Raw genomic sequence first — 24650 nt, 5'->3', positions numbered from 1 at the left:
CTGTCAGTACTTCAGCTGCGCCGTCACCCCGGCATGGTCGGAGGGCCAGAGACGATCCGCGTCGTCGGCGGACCCGGTCTTGGCCACGTCGCGCCGGCCGTCGAGGCGGACCGCCTGCACCAGGACCGGTGGCCGTGCGAAGATCGGGTCGATGCGCTCGTAGAGCAGCGAGCGCTCGTTGCGCAGGTCGGCGGCCTGGCAGCAGGTGAAGCCCTGGCCGGTGGGAAAGGCCCGCTGCCAGGCATCCACGAACCCGGCCGCCACGAACTGGGCATAGGGCGTGACAACCGGCGCCGGCGCCGTGTCGGCCGGGCTGGAATTGAAGTCGCCCACCACGATCAGCGCCCGGCTCGCCGCCATCGGCGCGTTGCCCAGGGCCGCCAGCAGCTCGCGGGCCTGGGCGGCCTGGATCACGGCCCCGGAGGCGTTGCCGCGCAGCGCCGGGCGGACCTCCAGATGGGTGTTGACGAAGCGGTAGGTGCGGCCCAGCAGGGCAGCGTCGACGGCGACGAAGCCGCGCTTGACGCCAAGGCCGGTGTTCTGCCCGGTGATCGGCAGGCGGATGCCGGCCTGCGCGCGGTAGTTGCAGCCCTGGGCCGAGCGGCGGCAGCCGGGAAACCGCACCGGCTGGGTCGCCACGAAGCGCCGCTTGAGGATCACGTCCTGGTCGTAGGCGGTCAGCAGCCCGAGCCGGCCGTCGATGGTGAAGGGCACGCCGCCCAGCTGGCCGAGCCCGGGGATCTCCGCGAGGATCTCGCGCAGGTCGAAGTTCACCACCCGGGCCGCCACCTCGTAGTCGCCGCCGGCCGCCTGCAGGGCGGTCATCGTCGCGGCCAGCTGGTCCAGGAAGGCCGGGGCGATCGAGGGATCGGCGCAGGCGCCCCGGCGCGGCGGCAGGTCGCGGCAACCCAGGTAGAAGACCTCCTGCAGCCCGACCAGGTCCGGCTGGCGCAGCACGATCTGCCGGGCCTGCCGCTGGACCCGGTCCACGAACCGGTTGGCGGCCGCCTGCCGCAGCATCTCCAGCACCGCGTCGTTCAGCGCGACCGGCGAGGAAGCGTTCAGCAGCGGCGCCAGGTCGGCCCCGATATACTGGTTCTGGGTCATCACGGTGACCTGGCCGGGCGAGCGCCGCTGCAGGGCGAGCGGGTCGTCCGCCGCCCTGGCCGGCGTTGCGCCCAGGAGCGGCACCGAGCCCAGCGCCAGCAGGGCGGCGAGCAGCATGGACCTGATCATTCCTGCCTCCATCCGGGCGGGGGGTCCGCCAGATGGTGCAGATGGTGCCTTCACCCGCCCCCGATCAAGCGGGCGGAACGATCCGGCTCAGTAGGCGCCCCGGCGCATCACCACCAGCGGGATGGTCTTGAGCAGGATCACCAGGTCGTACCAGAGCGACCAGTTCTTCACGTACCAGCAGTCCAGATGGACCCGGCGCCGGTAGTCGACATCGTTGCGGCCGCTGATCTGCCAGAGCCCGGTCAGGCCCGGGGTCGATTCGAAGTAGTAGGGAAGGTTGTCGCCGTAGCGGGCCAGCTCCTCCGACACGACCGGCCGGGGCCCCACCAGGCTCATGTCGCCGCGCAGCACGTTCCAGAGCTGCGGCAGCTCGTCCAGGCTGGTCTCACGCAGGAACCGGCCGATCGGGGTGATGCGCGGGTCGCTCTCCAGCTTCTGCCGCTCCTCCCATTCGCGCCGCCGGTCGGGATCGCGCTCCAAAAGCTCGCGCAGCCGCTCCTCGGCGTCCGGCACCATGGTGCGGAACTTGTAGCAGGTGAACGGCTCGCCGCGCCGGCCGATCCGGCGGTGGCCGAACACCACGCCTCGCCCGGTGTCGCGCACCTTGAGCGCGATCCATAGGAACAGGGGCGAGAGCAGCACCAGCAGCACCGACGCGGTCACCAGGTCGAAGGCGCGCTTGACGCCGCGGTTCCAGGCGCTGGCCAGGTTGTTGTGCAGGCGCAGGGCCAGCACGTCGTGGCTGAAGAAATGGGTGACGCTGGCGGTCGCCACCGGCAGGCCGCGGATCGGCGAGACCACGTCCACCGAGCGGGACGCCAGGGCGATTCGCTCGACCAGGCTGGTGTGGCGGTCGGCCTCGCCCAGCTCCAGGGCGATCACCACGTGCGGCTGGCCCAGCTCCGGCGGCAGCAGGCTCGGCCAGGGCAGGGTGTTGAGGACCGGCAGCTCGTCGTCCTCGACCTTGAGGTAGCGCGGCGCGTCCGAGCCGGGCGGCACCAAAAAGGCGATCGGCTCGAAGCCCAGCATCGGCTCGGACTGCAGCGCCGCTGCGGCGTCCACCGCGTTCGGGCCGATCCCGACGATCACGGTCGGCCGTCGCCAGGCGCCGATCGCCATCAGCGCGTGCTTGGCCGCCATCCGCACCAGGGGGATCGAGATGACTAGGAAGCCCCAGTTGGCCAGGAACCAGTGGCGGGACATGTCGGTGCGCGACAGGAACAGGCTGGCGGCATCCACCAGCGCCATCACGGCCAGGACCGACATGATGTCGCCGACCTCCAGCCAGAACGGCCGCCGCCTGGCATAGTGGCCGAGCCGCCAGAAGGTGCCGACCGCCGCCACGGTGAGCGCCGCGTACACCCATGGCCGCTCGTCGGCGCCCATGTTGCCGAGCAACACGGCGGGCAGCGACTCCTCGACGGTGTAGTAGGCGACCGCCCAGCGCGTGCACCAGAAGGCGAGCGCGAACAGGGTGGCGTCCAGGAGCGGGAAGAACAGGGCTTCCCGGGCGGACCGGCGCGAACGTGCCGCGACTTCGAACCGTTCGAGCGTAGACGCCATGCCGTTCATTCATCCGGCCGCACCGGGCCGCGGCGACGGCCACCAGGTGCAGTAGTCCAAATCGGGTCGGCCATCTGTTAACGGGCGCGCGCCGCCAGCGCCAGCATTCTGACCCGTTACATGAGCTACAACCCGAATCTCGTGGCATGGTTGCATATTTGCCGGTAGTGCCGGGCATGGGCGTCGACGGTGTGGTCCAGCCGGTACACCCGCTCGACCGCCTCATGGCCGCCCGCCACCAGGCGCTGGGCGAGGCGGGGGTCCTCCAGGATGCGCCGGACGTGCCGCGCGAACCCGGCACGGTCGGCCGGGTCGGCGCACAGGAGTCCGGACACCTCGTCCTCGACCAGTTCCGGCACGCCGCGCACCGCCGAGGCGACCACCGGCACCCCGATCGCCATGGCCTCGGCCACCGCCACCGGGATCGCCTCCCAGAAGGACGGCAGCACCAGCACCGCCGCCCGCGCCGCCTCGGCCAGGGCCTGGTCGCGCGGCAGCACCCCGGTGATCCGCACCCGCTCGGCCAGGCCCAGTTTGGCGATGCGGGCGCGCAGCGCGCCCTCGAGCGGGCCGCCGCCGATCAGCACCAGCCGGCGCCCGGCCATCTCCGGCATGGCCAGCATCTCCACCGCCAGGCCCGGGTTCTTCTCCGGGCTGAGCCGGCCGAGAACGGCGATCAGGTCGGGATCGACCGGTCCCCGCGGCGGCACGGCGGCCGTGTCGATGCCGTTGCGGATCACCTCGTCCCAGGCGCGGCCGGGATCCAGGCGCCAGCGCTTGGCCAGGGCGCGGTCGGCGGCCGAGGGCCAGATCACCGCGGCGGCCCGGCTGCCGATGAACCGCTCGGCCAGCGCCCCGCCCAGCCGCCCGGGCCAGCCCTTGCCCGGGAAATGGTAGCCATGGACCGTGTAGAGGAAGGGTGGCGAGCAGGCCGCCCGCGCCATCGCCAGGCCGGCGCGCCCGCCATGGGCGTGGACCAGGTCGGGCCGGACATCGGCGATCAGCCGGCGCATCCGGGCGGGCACGCCCAGGTCCAGCCGGGAATGCCAGAGATCGAGCGGCCCGGCCGGGAAGCCTGCCTCGGCGGCGGCCGCCAGGGCATAGCTGTTCGGCGCGCTGGCCAGCACGCTCTCGATGCCATGCCGCTCGCGCAGGCCCCGGCACAGGTCCAGCACCACGCTGGTCCCGCCGCCTGGCCGGCCATCCGCCACGATCTGCAGAATCCGCATCCCTTGTCCCCCGCCCCCTTGGGAGCGACATGGAGAAGGCAAGGTCAAGAGCGGGATGGTGCGAGAACGGAATGGTCGGATGAGGCTGGAGCAGATCTTTCCCCTGATCGCCTCGCTGGCGATCCTCGTCTGGCTGGCGCCCTCGGTGTTCCGGATGTCCCCGGCGACCCGCGAGATGACCAGCAAGATCGCGCTGGGCCTGATCGCCCTGGGCATCCTGGCGGCGCTTGCCGCGTTCGTGGTCGGATGAGGCGCCGCAGGGCGCGGGAGGTCGTCATGGCGGAAAGGTTCGGCCGGCGCACGGTCCTGGTGGCAGGCAGCCTCCTGGCGGCAGCGCCCCTCATGGCAACTTCCTTGTCGGCAGCGCCGGCCACGGCCTGGGAGTTCGCCTTCACCCGGATCGAGGGCGGCGACCTGCCGATGCGCGGTTTCGAGGGGCGCCCGGTGCTGCTGGTCAACACCGCCTCGATGTGCGGCTTCACCTACCAGTATGACGGCCTGCAGCAGGTCTGGGAGGACTACCGGGACCGGGGGCTGGTCGTGCTGGGTGTGCCGTCGGGCGATTTCGGCAACCAGGAATATGACGAGAGCGGCCAGATCAAGCAGTTCTGCGAAACCAACTTCGCCCTGGATTTCCCGCTGACCGAAAAGGAGCATGTACGGGGCGCCGACGCCCACCCGCTCTACCGCTGGCTGGCGCAGGAGCTGGGCCCGGCGGCGGAGCCGCGCTGGAACTTCCACAAGATCCTGATCGGCGCCGACGGCCGGCCGGTCGCGGCCTGGCCCAGCCGCACCGAGCCCGGCGACCCGGAGATCCGGGCGGCGCTGGACCGGGCGCTGGCGGCCTCAGACCAGGCCGACCCGGGCGGGGGTTGACGGCTTGCCGCCGATCACCCGCTCGACCAGCAGCCCGCCGCCATACCCCATCCAGTAGCAGAGCTCGGCTGGCCGGCCGATCCGCCACAGGCTGAGGTCGGCGCGTTTGCCGACCTCCAGCGTGCCGCGGTCGGCCGCTAGGCCGAGGGCACGGGCGGCATGGGCGGTCATGCCGAGCAGCGCCTCGTAGGGGGTCAGGCCGAACAGGACGCAGGCCATGTTCATGGCGAGCAGCGGCGACAGCAGCGGCGAGCTGCCCGGGTTGGCGTCGGTCGCCACCGCCATCGGCACGCCATGGCGGCGGAACAGCTCGACCGGCGGCTTCTGCTTTTCCCGGAGCATGTAGAAGGCACCCGGCAGCAGCACCGCGACGCTGCCGGCCTCCGCCATCGCCCGCACCCCATCCTCGCCGGTGTACTCCACATGGTCGCAGGAAAGCGCGCCGTGGCGGGCGGCCAGGGCGGCGGCGCCGCTGTCGGAGATCTGGTCGGCATGCAGCTTGACCGGCAGGCCCTTTGCCCTGGCCGCCTGGAACACGCGCTCGGTCTCCGCCGGGCTGAAGGCGATCGTCTCGCAGAACGCGTCCACCGCATCCGCCAGCCCTTCGGCCGCCACCGCGTCCAGCATCGGCCCGCACACCAGGTCGACATAGGCGTCGCGGTCCATGCCGGCCGGAAACGCGTGGGCGCCCAGGAAGCTGGTGACCACCGAGACAAAGCCCTCGGCGCCGAGCTTCCTGGCGGCGCGCAGCATCCGCAACTCGGTCTCGGTCTCCAGCCCGTAGCCGGACTTGATCTCGACCGTGGTCACGCCCTCGCCGATCAGCCGCCGCAGGCGCTGCTCGGCGCTGCGGTGGAGCTGCTCCGGCGAGGCCGCCCTGGTGCCCTCGACGCTGCGCCGGATCCCCCCGCCGCGCCTCGCGATCTCGGCATAGGGCACGCCTTCCAGCCGTTCCTCGAACTCGCCGCAGCGGTCGCCGCCGAACACCAGATGGGTGTGGCAGTCGATCAGGCCCGGCAGCAGCCAGCCGCCAGCGCCGTCCCGGGTTTCCGCCGCGACCGATTCGGGCAATTCGGCGCGCGGCCCGATCCAGGCGATCTTGCCGTCGCACACGCCCAGCGCACCGTCCCGGATCTCGCCACGGTCTGTTGCACCCGTTACCATGGTCGCGAGCTGGACGTTCACCCATATCCGGTCGAAGCGAATCATCTGCCGGTCCTGGCTGTTGCTGCCCGGCCATCTTGGTAGCAGGAAGTCCCCCCTCTGGCCAAAGCACGCGCGACCATGTCATCGAGGAAGGCTGTCATCGACCTCGGGACGCTGCGCCTCTGGTCCGGGGTTCTCCTGTTCCTGTTCGCCACCACCCATTTGCTCAACCACGCCCTGGGGCTGGTCTCGCTTGCGGCGATGGAGGCGGGCCGGGCCGTGTTCCTGGCCGTCTGGCGCTCGCCGCTCGAATACGCCCTGCTGGCAGCGCTGGCGGTCCATCCGGTGGCCGGCCTGGCCAAGATCTGGCAGCGGCGGACCCTGCGGATGCCGGTCCTGGACTGGCTGCAGGTCGGCCTGGGCCTGGCGATCCCCTACTACCTGACGATCCACGTGCTGGGCACGGGCGTGCTCCACCGCGTCCAGGGCCTGACCGACAGCTACACCTATCTCCTGCACCTGCTCTGGCCGGGCGGGATCCAGCGGCAGACCGAGCTGATGCTGGTGGTCTGGCTGCATGGCTGCATCGGCATGCACCACCGGCTGAAGCTGGAGCGCTGGTACCGGGACACGGCGCCGCTCCTGCTGACCGTGGCGGTGCTGCTGCCGACCCTGGCCTTCGTGGGCATGGTCAGCGGCGCGCGCCAGCTGGCGGCGGCCGACCCGGCCTGGCTGGAGCAGGTCGCAACCGCGCAGAACTGGGCGGATGCCTCGGCGCGCGACTGGATCTACGTCCTGGAGAACTACCTGCTCCTGGTCTTCTACGGGCTGATAGCGTCGGTCTACCTGTTCAAGATCGTGCGGCGGGCGGTGATCGCGAAGACCGGGCCGATCGCCATCGAGTTCCCCAGCCACCAGGTCGTGCGGGCGCCGCGCGGTACCACCGTGCTGGAGGCGGCCGAGCTCGGCCGGCTGCCGCACGCCTCGGTCTGCGGCGGGCGCGGGCGCTGCTCGACTTGTCGGGTGCGGGTCGGCCATGGCGGCGACCGGCTGCCGCCGCCCAGCCCCTCCGAGGCGCGGGTGCTCAAGCGGATCCAGGCCAAGCCGGACGTGCGCCTGGCCTGCCAGATCCGGCCGACCCACAAGCTGCAGGTCACGCCGCTGGTGGCGCTCGACCATGCCGCCGACGAGGTGGGCCGGCCGATGTTCCCGGGCCACGGGATCGAGCGCGAGCTGGTGGTGATGTTCGCGGACCTGCGCGGCTTCACCCAACTTTCCGAGCAGCGCCTGCCCTATGACGTGGTGTTCCTGCTCAATCGCTGGTTCGCCCTGTCGGGCCAGGCGATCGAGCAGTCTGGCGGCCGGGTCGACAAGTTCATCGGCGACGGGGTGATGGCGCTGTTCGGCCTGGAGGACGGGCCGGAGCAGGGCGCGCGCAACGCCATGGTCGCCGCGCGGATGATCGCGGCCGGCCTGGAGAAGGTCTCCCACGACATGCGCGGCGAACTGCGGGAAAGCCTGCGCCTGGGCGTGGGCATGCATGCCGGCAGCGTGATCGTGGGCGAGCTCGGCTGGGGCCGGACCACCGGCCTCACCGCCATCGGCGACGTGGTCAACGTCGCCAGCCGGCTGGAGAGCGCCTGCAAGGAACTGGGCGTGGAGGCGGTGATCTCCGCCGAGGTCTTTCGCCTGGCGGGCCTGAGCCCGCCCAGCGAGCCGATCCCGTTCGAGGTGCGCGGCCGCAGCGAGACCCTGCCGGTGGTGGCGCTGCCCCTGCTGGCAAGGGTCCGGGAGGAGGCCCTGCCGGGCTGAGGAGCCACGAGGATCCCGGCTCGGCTGCCGGCGTCGGGAGCCGGCTGCAAGGCTGCGCCCGGCGCGCGTTCCGGATCGGCAAAGGCCGGGTTGGCGCTTTGCCGATGGGTTCCGGGCGGTCGGCTTGACGGCGATGGACGGCCCGCCCACGCTTCCCCCGGCATTGCGAAAGGCGGCATCCGGTCGATGACAGCTCCCGAACATGCTCTGGTCGCAGAGGACATCCACAAGACCTTCGGCCAGCTGGAGGTGCTCAAGGGCGTGTCGGTCGCGGCGCACAAGGGCGACGTGATCGCGATGCTGGGAGCGTCCGGCTCGGGCAAGAGCACCTTCCTGCGCTGTTTGAACCTTTTGGAGATGCCCGATTCCGGCCGGATCGTGGTCGGCGGCGAGGAGATGCGCCTGGTCGCGGGCCGGCGCGGCGGCCGCCAGGCGGCCGACCGCCGCCAGGTCGAGCGGCTGCGCACCCGGCTCGGCATGGTGTTCCAGCAGTTCAATCTCTGGTCGCACATGACCATCCTCGACAACGTGATCGAGGCGCCGATCCATGTCCTGAAGCTGTCGCGCGCCGAGGCGCTGGCCAGGGCGGAGGCGCTGCTCGCCAAGGTCGGGATCTGGGAAAAGCGCGACGCCTACCCGGCCCATCTGTCCGGCGGCCAGCAGCAGCGCGCGGCGATCGCCCGCGCCCTGGCGATGGAGCCGGCGGTGCTGCTGTTCGACGAGCCGACCTCGGCGCTCGACCCGGAACTGGTCGGCGAGGTCCTCAAGGTGATGCGCGACCTGGCCGAGGAGGGCCGCACCATGATCGTGGTCACCCACGAGATGGGGTTCGCCCGGGAGGTCGCCGATCAAGTGATCTTTCTGCATCAGGGGCGGATCGAAGAGCAGGGGCCGCCCGGGCAATTCTTCAGCGCGCCAAGGTCTGAGCGGGTTCGGCAGTTCCTGTCGGGCAACCTGAAGGGTTGACCAGGAGCGGCACCCGGGCCATCGGTGCGATACTCAATCGTTAACGGGTTTGCTCATGCGCCGACACCTCCTGTCCGCACTTCTGCTCGCGCTGGCCCTGGCCATCCCGGCCGTCGCCGGCGCCCAGCCCCAGACCCTGCTGCGCGTGGCGGTGGACGGCAGCTATCCGCCCTACAGCACGGTCGACAGCAAGGGCCGCTTCGTGGGCTTCGACATCGACATGGCCGACGAGATCTGCCGGCGCATCGACATGACGTGCAAGAAGGTCCAGCTGACCTGGGACGAGATGCTGGACGCGGTGAAGAAGCAGAAGGCCGACATCGTGGTGGCCTCCACCTCGATCACCACCGGCCGGCGCCTGCGCGGGATCGTGTTCAGCGAGCGCTACTATCACACCCCGGCGATGTTCGTGCGCCGCAAGGGCGACAGCGTCGAGGGCATCTGGAAGTCGCTGCGCGGCAAGACCATCGGCGTGCAGGCCACCACCACCCACGACCAGTTCGTCACCTCCGAGTTCGCCGCCGTCTCCGAGATCGTCCGCTACAAGACCCTGCCGGAGATGGTGCAGGCGCTCCTGGACAAGAAGGTCGACATCATCCTGGCCGATGCCTGGGCGCTGGACCGGAGCGCCATCAACGGCAAGAACGGCAAGAAGCTGGAGTTCACCGGCCCGCCCTACAACGACCGGCGCTGGTTCGGCGAGGGGATCGGGGTGATCCTGCCCAGCGACGACCCGTCCCTGAAGAACAAGATCGACGACGCCATCGCCTCCATGCGCGACGACGGCACCTACATGAAGATCGCCAAGAAATACTTCTCCTACGATCCCTACGGGAACTGAGCTCGCCCCGTCCTTTCCGACTCCAGTCCTCCTCTTACGGTCCAGGAGCAGGCTGCGCGCCGTAGGTCGCAAGCTATTTCGCATATGTGCCCCTCTGCTAGCCAATCCAAGCGCAAGCAGGGCCTTGGACAGGACCTCTGGGCCAATTGCCCAAGCCATTCCCCCAGCCATCGGCTGGTCCCATCTTGGAGCATTAGGCATTCGGACCGTTGGGATTGGAACGGCCTCAGGCGGAGAGTCCAAGTTGCGTCGCTGCAGTTGAGCGTTGAAGGCGCCGCGGTTCTCAATCGGAATTGGCGTCGCTGCCAGCATCACCTCAAGCATGGCGCTGTCCACCATTAACAGGCCTGCATGACAGCCAGCCTCTCGCATCATAGCTGGTAGGATTGGTGCCAACGCTGTGGCGGCGGGTGATCGACCGCGGCTGCTCGCCTCTGATCCCGGCGCTCTCCGGGTGGCGTTGCCCGGAGTGTAGTGGAGCTGAACATGTCGAACGATGGCACGTATCAGCCAAACGCAAGTCACGTACTATTTGGCGGCGATGCGCTTGATATGGTGCGCTTCTTGTTGATCGTGCTTGCTCCGCAAGCAACAAAATTTGCACGGGTGCGCTAAGAAATATTTTTGATTTTAATGCAGATTATCTCAAGATCACGTAGTAGTGACCACAAAGGTGGGGAGGAATAATGTATTATTTCGTTGATGAGAGTGGTAATACTGGGCTTGAGTTGTTCGATCCTCATCAGCCAGTGCTGTATTATGGTGTGCTTGGGGCCCAGGCCAATCTCGATATCATTGCGCAGCCGCTTCTGAAAGAGCTGCGGCGGGAGTTGGGTGTAGAGCGCATCCATGCCAATGAGCTTGGTGTAGGGCGGCTAAATATGGTCGCAGACAGAATTTCGCGCTTCAGCAAGAAAAATGATCTTAGATTCTCGTTCGCAAAAGTTATCAAACCAGATCACGCCATTATTTGTTTTTTCGATCAAGTCTTTGACTCCGGCATGAACAAAGCTGTAACGTGGATGGATTATTTTACGCCGCTGCGATATGTTTTGTTGTTCAAAATTGCTTATCTATTTGATGAGTCTCTTGCCAAGCTTGCTTGGCAAACTCGTAGAGAGCGTAACTCGGCACGTTGCGCCCAAATGCTAACCGCCCTGTGCACGGACTTGCTGGCGCGTGTCGAGTGGTTACCAGACGCTCGGTCGCGGGACATTGCGTCTGGCGCGCTTAGGTGGGCGGCTGCACATCCCCACGAGATTAGTTACGGCGTAGGGAACCACGATACAGCCTTGCAAATCTCACCGAATCTTGTGGGCTTCCAATCGGTGCTGCAGTTCATAGCCTCTCAGTCAGGCAGCCGTAGGAAGCGGGTGCGCAGCATCGTCGTGGACCGGCAGACAGAGTTCAACCGCTCGCAAGACGAACTTGCGGAGTGGTATAGGCGAATGCGAGGACACAAACTCAGTTTGGGACCGGGAATGCCAGCGTTTGATTTCTCACTTATACCTGCAGTTCCACCAGTTTTTGTTCCTGGTGATGCGAGTGCAGGGCTCGAGCTCGTCGACGTTACCCTATGGATCGCCAAGCGGATTGTGGAGGAGAAACTCGTCTCCCAGGAACTGCGCGCGCTTTTCTGGTCACAGGCCAAGCGGGGCATGGCCGACGAGGTTTCTTTGAGTGGGTTAGAGAGGAGATGGTGTCATCTCGCCCATTTGCCTGAGCTAACTAAGACGCTACCGGCCGAACTGAAGGAGCATTTCACCAAGTCAGAAGAGTGCCGAAAGGCGGAAGTCGCAGCGCTACCTATCTGACAGGCTGTGTCTGCCGACGCTGTCAGGATTGTCTTCTTTGGTTAGAGGAAGACTTGCACTGTGTCATTTTTTCGCGACCTCTAGGAGCTAAAAGGCCCTGGTCTAGTGTTCTAATGCGCGTCGGCTGGGGCCTGGGAGGCCTTGGGCTTGTGCACCAGCGGCATCAGCACGAGGGCCGCGAAGAACACCAGCGACATCAGCAGGAACGCGTCGGCGTAGGTGAGCACGCTCGCCTCGCGCTGCACCATGCTCATCAGCGCGCGCAGCGCCGCCTGGTCCGGGTCGGTGCTGAGCAGGTCGGCGAACCGGCCGCTCATCGCGTCCAGGGTCTGGGTCACCACGCTGCGGGCCGGGGTGAGCTGGTCCAGCAGGTGGCGCATGTGGTGCGCCATCCGGTGGTCGATCACCGTGTTGATCATGGCAAGCCCGACCGCGCCGCCCAGGTTGCGCATCAGGTTGTAGAGGCCGGATGCGTTCTTGATCTTGTCGGGCGGCAGGGTGCCCAGCGCCAGCGTATTAATCGGCAGGAAGCACAGCATCAGCGACACGCCGCGCACCGCCTGGGGCAGGAACAGTTCGCTAAGCGAACTCTGGTTGGTCACGTCGTGGTTGAGATAGACGCCCACGCCGAACAGGGTCAGCCCCAGCGCCAGCATGGCGCGCGGCTCCATCTTCTTGCTGAGAAAGCCCGCCAGCGGCGCCGACATGAACTGGAACATGCCGGTGACGAACATGATCTGGCCGATCTGCAGGGCGTTGTAGCCGCGCACCGTGCCGAGAAAGAGCGGCAGCAGGTAGACCGAGCCGTACAGGCCGATGCCCAGCACGAAGCTCAGCATGCAGCCGATCGCGAAGTTGCGGTCCTGGAACGCGCGCAGTTCCACGATCGGCTGGCGGTAGCTGAGCGCGCGCCAGAAGAACAGGATGCCGGCCGTCATCGCCACCACCGCGGCGATCCGGACGCTCCCGTCCTCCAGCCAGTCCCAGCGCGGCCCCTCGTCGAGCACGTATTCGGCAGCACCCAGGAACGCCGCCATGGCGACCAGGCCCAGCCAGTCGAAGCCCTTGAGCAGCGACAGGTCGGGCTTGTCGATGTCGACGGTGCGCCAGACCAGGATGGTGACGATGATGCCGGGCGGCACGTTGGCCAGGAACAGCCAGTGCCAGGAAAAGGTCTCGGTCAGCCAGCCGCCGAGCGTCGGGCCGATGGTGGGCGCCATGGTCGCGACCAGCCCGATCAGCACCGAGACGCCGGCGCGCTTGGCTGGCGGGAACAGGATGAAGCTGGTGGCGAACACGGTCGGGATCATCGCCCCGCCCAGGAAGCCCTGCAGGACCCGCCAGGTCACCATCTCGCCGATCGTGCCGGCGGTGGAGCAGAGCAGGGAGGCCAGGGTGAAGGCGGCGCAGGAGACGGTGAACAGGACCCGGGTCGAGAGGACCCGCGACAGCATCCCGGACAGCGGGATCATCACGACCTCCGCGATCAGGTAGCTGGTCTGCACCCAGGCGATCTCGTCCGAGCTGGCGGCAAGGCCGGCCTGGATCTCGCGCAAGGACGAGCTGACGATCTGGATGTCCAGGATCGCCATGAACATCCCGAACACCATGGCGAAGAAGCCGAACGTCGCCGCCCGCGAGGGGCCCGCGGCGGCATCCGATGACCCGGCCGGCAGGCGCCCGGCGGCCGTGCTGGCGGCGCTCATTGTCTAGGGCCGGTCCGCCAGCTGCACGCTTCGGGCGCCGGCCGGCGCTGCCGCGCCGAACACGCCCTCCAGCAGGCCGCCGCCCTGGCCCTGGCCGCGCGTGTCCACGCTGACCTCGACCGACAGGCCCGGGCGCAGCAGCCCGGCCAGGTGATTGTCGTCGGCGACCTCGATCCGCACCGGCACCCGCTGCACGATCTTGGTGAAGTTGCCGGTGGCGTTCTCGGCGGGCAGCAGGCTGAACTCCGCGCCGCTGGCCGGCGCCAGGCTGGAGATGACGCCCTCGATCTCTTGGTCCGGCCAGGCGTCGACGGCCAGCCGCACGACCTGGCCGATCCGCATGTGGCCGATCTGGGTCTCCTTGAAGTTCGCCAGGACATGCACCTCGGGCAGCGGCACCACCAGCATCGCCTGGCTGCCGGCGCGCAGGTACTGGCCGACCTGGACCGACTTGCCGCCGACCACGCCGTCGACCGGGGCCACCACCGTGGTGGCATCCAGGTCGGCACGGGCGGCGTCCAGCCGCGCCTGCGCCTCGTGCAGGGCGGCGGTGGCTTCCTTTTGCTGGGCGCGCTGGACCTCCAGCTGGCCCCTGGCCGCTTCCAGGTCGGCCTCGGCCTGGCGCAGGCCGGCCTCGGCCTTGGCGGTCTCGGCGTCGGCGCGCTCCAGCGTCTCGCGGCTGGTCCATTCCTGCCGGGCGAGCTTGTCGGAACGGGCGAACTCGGAGCGGGCCAGCTGCAGCTCGGCCCTTGCCGCCTCCACCCCGGCCCGGGCCCGGTCGATGTTGGTCTGCTGCAGGGCGATCTGGCTGCCGATCGTGGCGATCCGCGCGTTCTGCGCCTCGACCGCCGCCTTTGCCGCAGCGACCGTTGCCTCGAAGTCGGTGGGATCGATCCGGAACAGGACGTCGCCGGCATGGACGCGCTGGTCGTCGACCACCTCGACCGCCTGGACCAGGCCGGCGATCTTGGGGGCGATCGGGGCGGTGTCGGCCTCGACATAGGCGTTGTCGGTGGTCTCCACGAACCGCCACAGATGCCAGTACTGCCAGCCCGCCCAGCCGCCGGCCGCGATCGCCGCCGCCGCGAGGCCGCCCATCAGGACTTTCTTCACGCTTGCCATCGATCATCCCCGCCGTCGCCATCCGGGGTAGCTTCGCCTGCGGCGACGGCCCCGGTGCATGCAGATGAGCACATGTTGGCGCCGGATCAAGCCAGAACTGAACGGTTCAGTTTTATGATGATGCGCGTCAGCCATGCGGTGGAGGCATGGAGCCGCTCTTGAAGTGTCGCGGTACATGGCCTTATCTGCCCCAGAACTGAACGGTTCAGTTCCAAGACAGCCGAGAGGCCGCCATGCCCCCCGCCCTCGTTTCGGAAGCCGACCGCGCCAGCAAGCCCGAGGCCGTGCTGGCGGCTGCCAAGGCGCTGTTCCTGGAGCGGGGCTATGGTGCGGCCAGCATGGACGACATCGCCCGGCGGGCGAAGGTCGGCAAGGCGACCGTGTACGAGCATTTCCAGAGCAAGGAGGAGCTGTTCGCCCTGGTGGTGAACCGCGAGTGCCGCGGCCAGGCGATGCTGGCCGAGACGCTGGAAACGGGCGAGGGCGACTTCCGCACCCGGCTGGTGCGCTTTTCCCGCATGTTCCTGGATGTCCTGTTCCAGCCGGAGATGATCGCGATCTACCGCACCATCATCGCCGAGACCGTCCGCGCCCCGCAGCTCGGCACCGCCTTCTACGAGAACGGCCCCCTCCGGCTGCGCAACGCGCTGGTGCCGGTGCTGGCCCAGGCGGCGCGCGACGGCCAGATCGAGGCGGACGACCTGGAGCGCGCCGCGATCGACCTGATCAGCCTGGTCCGGGCCGACCTGCATCTGCGCGCCCTGTTCGCGGTGCCGACCCTGCCGGGTGCCGCCGAGAAGGACGAACTGGCGGAAGTGGCGGTGGGCCGCTTCCTGAAGGCCTACGCGCCTGCGCTCGCTTGACGCTTTTCGACGGCTCGTTGACTGTCTCCGCCATGAGCGGCCGTTGCCGCAGCGGGAGACGTAAGCCATGGCCACAAGAAGAATCGCCCTGGGCGCTGTCGCGCTCGCCGCAGCCCTGTTCGGCATGGGTTCGGCGGAAGCGAAGGAGTGGAACAAGGTCCGCATCGCGACCGAAGGCGCCTACGCGCCGTTCAACTACGTGACCCCGGAAGGCGAGCTGGCCGGCTTCGACGTCGACATCGCCAACGCCATCTGCGACGAGCTGAAGATCGAGTGCGAGCTGGTCCAGCAGGAGTGGGACGGGATGATCCCGGCGCTGATGGCCAACAAGTACGACGCGATCGTGGCCTCGATGTCGATCACCGAGGAGCGCAAGAAGCGCATCGACTTCACCGACAAGTATTATGACACCCCGGTGCGCCTGGTCGGCAAGAAGGGCCTCGAGATCGAGAACATCCCCGAGGATCTGTCCGGGATGAAGATCGGCGTGCAGCGCGAGACCGTGCAGGATCGCTACGCCACCGACTTCTTCGAGCCCGCCGGCGCGGAGGTCGTGCGCTACGGCACCGGCGACGAGGCCAATCTCGACCTGGTGGCCGGCCGTGTCGACCTGCGCCTGGAGGATGCGGTGGTGCTGTCCGAGGCGCTGCTGAAGACCCCGGAGGGTGCCGGGTTCGAGTTTGTCGGCCCGGTCATCGAGAGCTCCGAGTATTTCGGCGCCGGCGCCGGGATCGGGGTGCGCAAGGGCGAGGAGGATCTGCTGGCCCTCCTGAACAAGGGGCTGGCGGCGATCCTGGAGAATGGCACCTACCAGAAGATCCAGGACAAGCATTTCGGCTTCGACGTCTACGGCGGCTGATCCTTGACGCCTGGCCGCGGCGTCCTTGGCGCTGCGGCCAGACATTTGCGAAAGCGCCGCTGAAGCATGATGTTCGACCTGCACGGCTACGGAGCGACGATCCTGGAGGGGGCGAGGCTGACCCTCGCCGCCGCCGTCACCTCGGCGCTCCTGGCGGTGCTGATCGGCATCGGCGTCGCGATGATGCGGATCTCCGGGGGGCGCTTCGCCAACGGCGCCGCCCTGGCCTACACCACGGTCATCCGCGGCATTCCCGACCTCGTCCTGATGCTGCTGATCTTCTATGGCGGGCAGATCATGGTGAACGACCTGATCGCCCGGGTGGATGTCTGGATCGAGGCGAGGGGCGGCGAGCCGGTCGGCTATCTCGACATCAACCCGTTCATCGCCGGGGTCATCACGCTTGGCGTGATCTACGGCGCCTACATGGCCGAGACCTTCCGCGGCGCGATCCTGGCGGTGCCGCACGGCCAGCTGGAATCGGCGCGCGCCTTCGGCATGACCGGGTTCCAGGTGTTCCGCCGGATCCTGGTGCCGCAGGCGGTGCGCCACGCGCTGCCGGGCATCACCAACAACTGGCTGGTGCTGCTGAAGTCGACGGCCCTGCTCTCGGTGATCGGCCTGGACGACATGGTGCGCAAGGCGCAGTACGCGGTCGGCGCCACCAAGCTGCCGTTCACCTTCTACCTGTTCGTCGCGATCCTGTTCCTGGTGTTCACCAGCCTGTCCCTTCTGGTCCTGCGCACGCTGGAAACGCGTGCCCAGCGACCCTACCACTGAGAAGGGGCGTCGCAGGTGGACTTCAGCGTCATCGCGGAAAGCTGGCAGTACTACGCGTTCGGCCTGTGGACGACGATCTGGCTGGTGGTGGTGTCGCTGCTGATCGGCCTGCTCCTGGCGATCCCGGTGGGCATCATGCGCACCAGCCGCAACTGGCTGATCAACGGCCCGGCCTGGTTCTACACCTACTGCTTCACCGGCACGCCGCTGCTGATCCAGCTGTTCCTGATCTATTACGGTCTCGGCCAGTTCGAGGCGGTCCGCGCCAGCCCGTTCTGGTACCTCCTGCGCGAGGCCTGGTTCTGCGCGCTGCTGGCGTTCGTGCTCAACACCGCCGCCTACACCGCCGAGATCCTGCGCGGCGCCATCCAGTCCACGCCCAAGGGCGAGGTCGAGGCGGCGCGCGCCTGCGGCATGTCGCCGTTGCTGATGTTCCGCCGGATCGTCCTGCCCAGCGCGTTTCGCCGGGCATTGCCTGCTTACGGCAACGAGATCGTGTTCATGCTGCACGGCAGCTCGGTCGCGAGCCTGGTCACGATCCTGGACCTGACCGGTGCTGCCCGCATGGTGCAGGCGCGCTACTATGCGCCGTTCGAGGCCTTCATCGCCGCCGGGGCCTGCTACCTGGTGCTGACCTGGGGGATCACCCTGGCCATGCGCCGCCTGGAGTTCTCCTGGTTCGCCCATCTGCGCCCACGCTCCGGCTGAGGGCGCGGGGCGTTCCGGGGAGCGGGCACCCCGGAACGCCGCCTTCCCGCCCGCTCCCGAGGAGCCCTCCGATGTGCGTCGTCTGCTACGTGAACGAGGCCGAGAAACAGAAGATCGTCGCCTACAACGCCGAGTTCCACCGGGTCACCAGCAGCCCCTACGGGCCCGACGACGAGATCGGGATGCTGAACGTGATCGATGCGGAATCGCGGGCGGCGATCCTGGGCCGCGCCGATGCCCGCAAGATCTACGACCTGTCGGTCGATCATTTCGTGGGCATGCCCGGCTGGTTCGGCGCCGGCGACCAGGGCTACCAGATCTGGATGACCCACACCCCTGCGGGCGAGATCGCCGGCAACAGCATGGGTGTCAGCCTGGAGGCGAACCAGCTGGTCGCCTACTCCGGCGACGCGATCTCGATGTACACCCATTGCGGCACCCACATCGATACGTTCAACCACTTCGGCTATGACGGAAAGATCTTCAACAATTTCAGCGCCGAGCAGTATCTGGGCAGCCGGGCCTGGACCAAGTGCGGGCCGGAGAATTATCCGCCGATCCTGGCGCGCGGCATCCTCCTGGACGTGGCGGCGATGCACGGCGTCGACACCCTGCCGCCCAGCTATGGCATCGGTCAGAAAGACCTGCAGGACTGCCTCAAGCACCAGGGCCTGGAGCTGAAGCTTGGCGACGTGGTGCTGATCAATACCGGGCAGATGAAGAAATGGCCGGACCAGAGCTTCACCCAGGCCACGCCCGGGCTGAACCGCGAGGGCGCCGAGTTCCTGTGCAAGAACGGTGCGATCATGATCGGTGCCGACAACCTGACCCTGGAGCAGACCCCGGGCGCGCATCCGCTCAACTTCTTCCCGGTGCACACCTACCTCCTGGCCGAGGCGGGCGTGCCGATCCTGGAGATGGCGTTCGTGGACGAGCTGATCGCCGACAAGGTCCATGAGTTCGCGTTCTTCGGCGCCTGCATCAAGCTGCGCGGCGCCACCGGCACGCCGATGCGCCCGGTGGCGATGAAGCTGACCTGAGGCTGCGCCCGGCGGTCGGCGAGCCGCCGCGCCGGGCGCCCTCCATCCGTTGCCCGACCGCGCCGCGGCGGGACCCCGTCACGGTTTTTCCTCGACTGTGTCCGCTGTCCAGGCAGCGGACCGCTTTCCTGTCCAGGCCGCGCGAATAGCCCGCCACGCCTAGGTGCGCCCTCCTGTAGTCCCGGAATTTATGCTCTGGTTTCCCCGGATCCTGCCATGTCCTGGCAGGAGGTGTGCTGTATTGTCTTGCGGTTCGTGGCTTTCGTAGTTTGCAATTTCAGGAAACGTCCACTATCCACTTCGATCACGAAGGCGTGTTCGGAGAATGCTGATAATGGTTCGTGGACTGGCTTGATTTGATAGCGGGGCTGGAATCGTCGAGACGATGACGGCATCACCCGGGGATTTGCAGGCGCTGAGTGAATTCTGCGGCTGCTTTCTCACGCCCGCTCGAGGCCAGTATTTCGACTCTGTATAGCTTCTTCATTAACTCGCGGGTGTTCCTCGAAGTCAAAATCAGCACTTGTCCGTAACGCCTTCCGGAAAACTTCAAGGTAACTGGGCTTGAGGCTCAGTGGTCGGGTCGCGCCGAGATCCGGAGAAGAAGAAGATCCTTCGCGCGGCCGCATCGATCACGCCTTGGAAGACGAACGGAGGGAATGTTGAAGCTGCTAACGAAGAACCTCGGCTCCGCAGGGCGCGGTTGGTTCGCATCCGTCCTGGCGGCGCTGCTGGTGGTCGGAACCATGGTCGGCGGGTCCGCCCGCCCGGCCAGCGCCGCCGATGCGCGCACCCAGGTCATCATCCTGACCGACATCGGCCAGGATCCGGATGATCAGCAGTCGCTGATACGGACGCTCCTGTACAGCAACGACATCAGCATCAAGGGCATCCTGCCCACCTATGTCCCGAACGGCCCGGTGCGCCCGGACCTCGTCTTCAAGACCATCGACGCCTACGGCAAGGACCTGGCCAGCCTGCGCCGCCACGACAGCCGCTATCCTTCCGCCGAACTGCTGAAGGGGCGCGTCCGCAGCGGCCTGAACATCAACCACAGGGTCGGCAACGGCTACGACTCCGCCGCTTCCAAGCACATCATCTACATGGTGGACAACTCGGACGGGCCGGTCTGGGTCCTGGTCTGGGGCGGCACGCGCGAGCTGGCCCAGGCGATCCACAAGGTGAAGACCACCCGGTCCCAGGCCCAGTTCATCGCCTTCCAGAAGAAGCTGCGGGTCTATTCGATCAGCCTCAGCCAGTACTCGCCCGAGCCCGGCCAGTACCTCCTGGACAACGCCAAGGACATGTTCTGGATCGCCAGCATCGAGCATGACGGCTCGCGCAGCGCCACGTTCCGGGGCATGTACCTGGAGGGCGACCGCTCGATGCAGAACGCCGACTGGCTGCGGGCGAACATCCTCAACCGCGGCCATCTGGGCGCCCTGTACCCGCTCAACACCACCGAGAAGGGGCTGAAGGAAGGCGATACGCCGTCGCTTCTCCACGTGCTGCCGATCGGGCTGAACGATCCGGAGCTGCCCAAGGGCGGCGGCTGGGGCGGCCGCTACACCAAGGAAAGCGACTACTACGGGATTTCCACCAACCTCTACACGTCGAAGTACCAGTTCGACACGGTCGGCGGCAACAGCTCGCGCCGGCTGTCGGTGGCGCGCTGGCGCGACGCCTATCAGGCCGACTTCCAGGCCCGCGCCCGCTGGCTCGAGGTCGGCTTCGCCCAGGCGAACCATCCGCCGGAAGTGAAGGTCGCCGGTCCCACCCTGATCACCGCGAAGCCCAACCAGTCGATCGCCCTGGACGCCCGCGGGTCCCGGGACCCGGACGGCGACTTCCTGAGCTATCGCTGGTGGGTCTACGAGGAGCCGACCGGCTACAACGGCACCATCCGCATCGTGAACGACCGCTCGCCCCAGGCGACGCTGGTGACCCCGAACGTTCCGCTGGAGAACCGGATCCACGTCATCCTCGAGGTGAAGGATTCCGGCTCGCCGGCGCTGACGCGCTACCATCGCATCATGGTCGACGTGAACCGCTGACCGGCAGGGGCCGGCGACCCGCCGGCCCTGTCCCCGGAGCACCCGAGAAGCCGGCTTGACGCCGGCTTTTTCATGCCGTAATACTTAACTCAATGGTTAATAAACACGAGCCCCACCTCGACCGCACCTTCGCCGCCCTGGCGGATCCCACCAGGCGGGCCCTGCTCGCTAGGCTGGGTGCGGAAGAGACCCTGTCGGTGAGCGAGCTGGCCAGGCCGTTCCCGATGTCGCTGCCGGCGATCATGAAGCATCTGGACGTTTTGTCCGATGCCGGCCTGATCGAACGGCAAAAGACCGGCCGGGTGGTTTCCTGTCGTCTCAACGCCGCTCCGATGGAGGAGGCGATGGATTGGCTGAATCACTATCAGCGTTTCTGGACAGCGCGTCTGGATCGTCTGGCCGAGTTCCTGGAAAAGGCCGAGCCCGAACCGGAGGATTCATGTCCGCCAAACCGAGCCTCACCATCCGGCGACGACTGAAGGCGCCGCCGGCCAGGGTCTGGTCCGCCTGGACCGAGCCCGACAAGCTCGTCCAGTGGTTCGGACCCGATGGCGGGCCGGTGGTCGAGGCGGCGGCGGACGTGCGGGTCGGCGGCAGCTTCCATGTCGCCTTCCACACCCTGGACGGCGAGCGCCACGACGTGCGCGGGGTCTACCGCGAGGTGGCGCCCCTGGAGCGGCTGGTGTTCACCTGGGCCTGGCGCACCACGCCGGAACGGGAATCCCTGGTGACCCTGGCGCTGCACCCGGACGGCGAGGTCACCGTTTTGACCCTGACCCACGAGCAGTTCTTCGACGAGGCCGCCCGCGACGGCCACCGCACCGGCTGGACCGGTGCGCTCGACAAGCTCGAGGCCTGGATCGAGGCCGGCTGAGCCCGGTCCTCAAGGCAAGCATTGCGATCGACATCCCACGGCGGATCCGGACGGGCCGGCTGACGGCGCACGCCCTCCGCCCAAGCGACGAGGAGCAGCGAACCCATGCAGACGCACGACATCGTTTCCCGCGAGGAATGGCTGCAGGCGCGCATCGCGCACCTGCACAAGGAAAAGGAGTTCACCCGGGCGCGCGACGCACTCGCGGCGGAGCGCCGGGCGCTGCCCTGGGTGCGGGTCGACAAGCCCTATGTCTTCGAGGGCCCGGACGGAAAGCGCAGCCTCGCCGACCTGTTCGGCCGCCACCGCCAGCTGGTGGTCCAGCACTTCATGTTCGGGCCGGACTGGGAGCAGGGCTGCGTCGGCTGCTCGTTCATGGCCGATCATGTCGAGGGCCCGTTCCGCCACCTGGACCATCACGACGTCGCCTTCGCGGCGATCTCGCGCACCGAGGTCGCGAAGATCGAGGCGTTCCGCACCCGGATGGGCTGGAAGTTCCCCTGGCTGTCCTCGCTGCACAGCGACTTCAACTTCGACTTCGACGTGTCGTTCACCGAGGACGACCGCGAGCGCGGCGACGTCTTCTACAACTACCGGCCGCAGCCCTTTGAGTCCGAGGAGCTGCCCGGCCTCAGCGTGTTCGTGAAGGACGAGGCCGGCCAGGTCTTCCACACCTACTCGACCTTCGCCCGCGGCGTGGAGCCAGTTATGGCCGTCTACGGCTTCCTGGACATGACCCCGTTCGGCCGCAACGAGGAAGGCGGGCTCGGCGACTGGGTCCGCCACCACGACCGCTATGCGGCGGCGGAGCCGGCCACGGCCTGCGGCTGCGCCCCCCAGGCCGCGGCAGCCTGAAGCCGGGCCCCCGGGCCGGCCTCACACATGGCCGATCCGGCCGGAGAGCGGCCAGCGCACCGTGCGGCGCGCCTGGGGATCGCCCCAGGCCGCCGCCAGCGCCGGCCGAAGCTCGGCGAGCGGGTCCTGGCCCAGTGCTAGGCGGGCAGCACCCACCGCCGACCAGGTCCCGGCATAGCCCAGCAGGTCGTCCAGCCGCCAGGCGACCTCGATCGCCATGTCGGGCAGGCTGGTCTCGGGGAACGGGAAGGGCAGGGAACGGTAGCCCACCTCGACATGGCGGCGCTCGGGCGGCCAGTAGGGGCCGACCACGTCCTGGTAGAAATGGCGCATCACCGGGCCGGGCGGCCCCGCCACCTCGAAGATCCCGTAGCTGATCAGCGCCAGCGCCGCACCCGGCCGGGCGACCCGGCGCACCTCGTCGTAGAACGCCGGCAGGTCCAGCCAGTGCGCCGCCTGCGCCACCGTCACCAGGTCGACGCTCGCCTCCTCCAGCCCGCTCCGCTCGGCCGTGGCCACCCGGTACCGCACGCGGGGATGGGGCGTCGCCTGGGCGATCTGCGCGGCGCTGGCGTCGGTGGCGACCACCTCCTGGAACTTTTCGGCCAGGAGCACCGAGAGCTGCCCGGTGCCGCAGCCGCCATCCAGCGCCCGCCCCCGCCCGGGCGCGATCCCGGCCAGGAAGTCGGCCAGGCTTGCGGGATAGGTCGGCCGGTGCGCCGCATAGTCCGAGGCGGTCGCGGAGAAATGGTCCTTGAAGGACGTCATGGCCGCTCACATCGGCTCGTAGTCGATTTCCATGAAGGCCGCGACTTCCGGCAGCCAGCGGTCGCGGACGAAGGCGACATGGTCCGGGTGGCGGTCGTAGCCGCGATAGGCTGCCTCGTCGGCGAACTCCATCGACAGACCGAACTGGTAGTCGTTCTTCGGGCTCACCTGGCGCAGCGCCTCGAACGCCTGCACCCCCGGGATCGCGGCCAGCGCCCGGGCCGCCTCCAGGAACGCCGCTTCGGCCGCCGAGCCCGGCGGATGCTTGAGACGAAACACCACGGTGTGCCGGATCACGTTGGTCCCCCTATCCCCAAGGCCGGGCAGGCCGGCGCGCTGTCTCAGGCTACAGGGTCGAACTCAGACTGGACAGGGCGGCCCGGCCGCCGGGGGGCAGGGCAGGCCCTTGATCGTCGGGCCGGTTCCCGCTCCCCTCGCTCAAGCAGGCCAGGAGATCCGCCGCCGGCCTCGCTCCGGTTCAGCGCCGGGCCGCCAGCCGCTCTTGAAAGAACCCGCCGATCATCTCCGCCAGCGCGGCGTGGATCTCGGTCCGCGGCGGGCCGTCCTGGCCGCAGATCGCCGGGTCCTCGCCCTCTTCCTCCAGGAACGCCGCGCCCTTGGGCTGGCAGGGCGCGAACGCGCTGAAGAAGAACGCGTCCTCGACCCGCTCATAGGCGGCGCCCGGGATTGCCAGGACCGCCGGCGCGGCATCCATGCCCGGCAGCATGGCGCCGGCCGGGCCGAGATTGACCAGGCGGACCGGCACCTCGATCGCCTGCAGGCTTTCCGGCGTGAACAGGCCAGTGAGTTCCGGGTCGACCGCGGCCACCGCCCCGATCCTGGGATCCAGCCGCGACGCGCCGATCCGCTCCCCGTCCACCGCCTGCAGGTCTATTCCGGAGCGGGCGAACCAGGCGCAGTCCATGTTGGCGCCCGGCTGGTCGCAGGAGCGCGCATGCAGCTGCGGGTCGATCCGGGCGCCCGCCAGCTGGAGCACGGCGGTGCCGCCCAGGTGGAAACCCAGGGCACCCACCGCCTGCGGATCGATCTGCGCGCTCAGCGACGGCTCGCTGGCGAGCCCGGTCAGGGTCGCGGCGAGGTCGGCCGGCCGCAGCGCCAGCTCGTAGGGCGCGTCCTGGGCCTGATCGGGCGAGAGCCTGGGCGGCTGCGGTGCGGCCACCATGAAGCCGTCCGCCGCCAGCCGTGCCGCGATCCAGTTGCCGGAATCGGCGCTGGAGCGCAGGCCGCCATGGGAAAGCAGGACGAGCGGGAACGGGCCGGCGGCGATCGGGGCATCCTGGCGGGCCAGGGCGCCCTGGAACACGGCATTCTCGCCGACCGCCACCTCGCTGCCGCCGTCCTCGGCCGGGTACCACAAGGTGACGTTCAGCATGGTGCCGCGCTCGGGCGCTGCCACGGTCAGCCGGCGCATGCCGACCCCGTCCGCGGCCGCTGCCACCGGGACGAGCGCCGCGGCCAGCGCCAGGGCCAGGCCGTGGATGGCCCGGATGATGCGCACGTTCATGGCTGTTCTCCCC

At 68.3% G+C, this 24650-nt stretch carries 24 protein-coding genes; 15 read left to right on the top strand and 9 right to left on the bottom strand.

Annotation, left to right across the window (positions count from 1 at the left end; all coding sequences use genetic code 11):
* Positions 1-3: 3 nt before the first annotated feature.
* The 3 genes from GEMRO_RS0106250 to GEMRO_RS0106240 all read right to left on the bottom strand — a co-directional run bounded on the left by GEMRO_RS0106250 (position 4) and on the right by GEMRO_RS0106240 (position 4028).
* Positions 4-1236, bottom strand: a complete 1233-nt coding sequence (locus GEMRO_RS0106250; protein WP_027133319.1) for an endonuclease/exonuclease/phosphatase family protein — start codon at positions 1234-1236, stop codon at positions 4-6.
* An 87-nt stretch (positions 1237-1323) separates the two neighbouring features.
* Complete coding sequence (wbaP, locus tag GEMRO_RS0106245) at positions 1324-2799, bottom strand: undecaprenyl-phosphate galactose phosphotransferase WbaP (protein ID WP_169728320.1); 1476 nt, start codon at positions 2797-2799, stop codon at positions 1324-1326.
* Positions 2800-2924: 125 nt separating this feature from the next.
* Positions 2925-4028, bottom strand: coding sequence for a glycosyltransferase family 4 protein (locus GEMRO_RS0106240; RefSeq protein ID WP_027133317.1), 1104 nt, complete (start codon positions 4026-4028; stop codon positions 2925-2927).
* 79 nt (positions 4029-4107) lie between these two features.
* Here GEMRO_RS0106240 and GEMRO_RS34590 point away from each other — a divergent pair, with 79 nt between their 5' ends.
* Positions 4108-4278 carry a hypothetical protein gene (locus tag GEMRO_RS34590; protein ID WP_169728319.1) on the top strand — a complete coding sequence of 57 codons (171 nt, stop codon included), beginning with the start codon at positions 4108-4110 and terminating at the stop codon, positions 4276-4278.
* Positions 4279-4304: 26 nt separating this feature from the next.
* The gene (locus GEMRO_RS0106230; RefSeq protein WP_027133316.1) at positions 4305-4904 is read left to right on the top strand and encodes a glutathione peroxidase; all 600 of its coding nucleotides are present in this window, start codon (positions 4305-4307) and stop codon (positions 4902-4904) included.
* Here the strand turns inward: GEMRO_RS0106230 and hutI are convergent.
* Positions 4875-6113 carry an imidazolonepropionase gene (gene hutI, locus GEMRO_RS0106225; RefSeq protein ID WP_027133315.1) on the bottom strand — a complete coding sequence of 413 codons (1239 nt, stop codon included), beginning with the start codon at positions 6111-6113 and terminating at the stop codon, positions 4875-4877. The two genes, GEMRO_RS0106230 and hutI, sit on opposite strands and share 30 nt — an antisense overlap.
* Positions 6114-6188: 75 nt before the next feature.
* Between hutI and GEMRO_RS0106220 the strand changes: the two genes are divergently transcribed.
* From GEMRO_RS0106220 to GEMRO_RS33290, 4 genes are all read left to right on the top strand, one after another.
* Entirely contained in the window at positions 6189-7862 is a 1674-nt protein-coding gene (locus tag GEMRO_RS0106220; RefSeq protein WP_027133314.1) for an adenylate/guanylate cyclase domain-containing protein, read from the top strand.
* A 186-nt stretch (positions 7863-8048) separates the two neighbouring features.
* Positions 8049-8828, top strand: a complete 780-nt coding sequence (locus GEMRO_RS0106215; RefSeq protein ID WP_027133313.1) for an ABC transporter ATP-binding protein — start codon at positions 8049-8051, stop codon at positions 8826-8828.
* Between the two features lie 55 nt (positions 8829-8883).
* Positions 8884-9669: a transporter substrate-binding domain-containing protein gene (locus GEMRO_RS0106210; protein WP_035484826.1), complete on the top strand. Its 786-nt coding sequence runs from the start codon at positions 8884-8886 to the stop codon at positions 9667-9669.
* 686 nt (positions 9670-10355) lie between these two features.
* The gene (locus tag GEMRO_RS33290; protein ID WP_084506609.1) at positions 10356-11483 is read left to right on the top strand and encodes a DUF3800 domain-containing protein; all 1128 of its coding nucleotides are present in this window, start codon (positions 10356-10358) and stop codon (positions 11481-11483) included.
* A gap of 110 nt (positions 11484-11593) precedes the next feature.
* Here GEMRO_RS33290 and GEMRO_RS0106205 read toward each other — a convergent pair whose 3' ends face one another.
* Both GEMRO_RS0106205 and GEMRO_RS27950 read right to left on the bottom strand, forming a co-directional pair.
* Positions 11594-13189 carry a DHA2 family efflux MFS transporter permease subunit gene (locus GEMRO_RS0106205; RefSeq protein WP_027133311.1) on the bottom strand — a complete coding sequence of 532 codons (1596 nt, stop codon included), beginning with the start codon at positions 13187-13189 and terminating at the stop codon, positions 11594-11596.
* A gap of 3 nt (positions 13190-13192) precedes the next feature.
* Complete coding sequence (locus GEMRO_RS27950; protein ID WP_051328756.1) at positions 13193-14311, bottom strand: HlyD family secretion protein; 1119 nt, start codon at positions 14309-14311, stop codon at positions 13193-13195.
* Positions 14312-14544: 233 nt separating this feature from the next.
* On the opposite strand from GEMRO_RS27950, the gene GEMRO_RS27945 reads away from it, so the two are divergent.
* The 9 genes from GEMRO_RS27945 to GEMRO_RS0106155 all read left to right on the top strand — a co-directional run bounded on the left by GEMRO_RS27945 (position 14545) and on the right by GEMRO_RS0106155 (position 22344).
* Positions 14545-15174 (top strand): TetR/AcrR family transcriptional regulator, encoded by a 630-nt coding sequence (locus GEMRO_RS27945; RefSeq protein WP_051328755.1) that lies wholly within the window; start codon positions 14545-14547, stop codon positions 15172-15174.
* 67 nt (positions 15175-15241) lie between these two features.
* The gene (locus GEMRO_RS0106190) at positions 15242-16033 is read left to right on the top strand and encodes an ABC transporter substrate-binding protein (RefSeq protein WP_035484825.1); all 792 of its coding nucleotides are present in this window, start codon (positions 15242-15244) and stop codon (positions 16031-16033) included.
* A 69-nt stretch (positions 16034-16102) separates the two neighbouring features.
* The gene (locus GEMRO_RS0106185) at positions 16103-16813 is read left to right on the top strand and encodes an ABC transporter permease (protein ID WP_027133309.1); all 711 of its coding nucleotides are present in this window, start codon (positions 16103-16105) and stop codon (positions 16811-16813) included.
* A 15-nt stretch (positions 16814-16828) separates the two neighbouring features.
* Positions 16829-17521, top strand: coding sequence for an ABC transporter permease (locus GEMRO_RS0106180; RefSeq protein WP_027133308.1), 693 nt, complete (start codon positions 16829-16831; stop codon positions 17519-17521).
* Between the two features lie 71 nt (positions 17522-17592).
* Complete coding sequence (locus GEMRO_RS0106175) at positions 17593-18561, top strand: cyclase family protein (RefSeq protein ID WP_027133307.1); 969 nt, start codon at positions 17593-17595, stop codon at positions 18559-18561.
* A gap of 662 nt (positions 18562-19223) precedes the next feature.
* Positions 19224-20615: a nucleoside hydrolase-like domain-containing protein gene (locus tag GEMRO_RS0106170; protein WP_169728318.1), complete on the top strand. Its 1392-nt coding sequence runs from the start codon at positions 19224-19226 to the stop codon at positions 20613-20615.
* Positions 20616-20707: 92 nt separating this feature from the next.
* On the top strand, positions 20708-21094 hold the full coding sequence (locus tag GEMRO_RS27940; protein ID WP_051328754.1) for an ArsR/SmtB family transcription factor: 387 nt from the start codon (positions 20708-20710) through the stop codon (positions 21092-21094).
* Positions 21055-21489: an SRPBCC family protein gene (locus tag GEMRO_RS32400; RefSeq protein WP_027133305.1), complete on the top strand. Its 435-nt coding sequence runs from the start codon at positions 21055-21057 to the stop codon at positions 21487-21489. Before GEMRO_RS27940 ends, GEMRO_RS32400 begins: the two co-directional genes overlap by 40 nt.
* A 105-nt stretch (positions 21490-21594) precedes the next feature.
* Entirely contained in the window at positions 21595-22344 is a 750-nt protein-coding gene (locus GEMRO_RS0106155) for a DUF899 domain-containing protein (protein ID WP_027133304.1), read from the top strand.
* 21 nt (positions 22345-22365) lie between these two features.
* Here GEMRO_RS0106155 and GEMRO_RS0106150 read toward each other — a convergent pair whose 3' ends face one another.
* The 3 genes from GEMRO_RS0106150 to GEMRO_RS27935 form a co-directional block, all read right to left on the bottom strand.
* Positions 22366-23112 carry a class I SAM-dependent methyltransferase gene (locus tag GEMRO_RS0106150; RefSeq protein ID WP_027133303.1) on the bottom strand — a complete coding sequence of 249 codons (747 nt, stop codon included), beginning with the start codon at positions 23110-23112 and terminating at the stop codon, positions 22366-22368.
* Positions 23113-23118: 6 nt separating this feature from the next.
* A complete protein-coding gene (locus tag GEMRO_RS0106145) occupies positions 23119-23409 on the bottom strand; it encodes a Dabb family protein (protein ID WP_027133302.1) in 291 nt (96 codons plus the stop codon).
* Positions 23410-23590: 181 nt separating this feature from the next.
* Complete coding sequence (locus tag GEMRO_RS27935) at positions 23591-24637, bottom strand: alpha/beta hydrolase family protein (RefSeq protein ID WP_035484822.1); 1047 nt, start codon at positions 24635-24637, stop codon at positions 23591-23593.
* Positions 24638-24650: the final 13 nt, after the last annotated feature.

The sequence above is a fragment of the Geminicoccus roseus DSM 18922 genome (assembly GCF_000427665.1).
Taxonomy (GTDB): domain Bacteria; phylum Pseudomonadota; class Alphaproteobacteria; order Geminicoccales; family Geminicoccaceae; genus Geminicoccus; species Geminicoccus roseus.
This window is presented reverse-complemented; position numbering and strand designations above follow the sequence as displayed.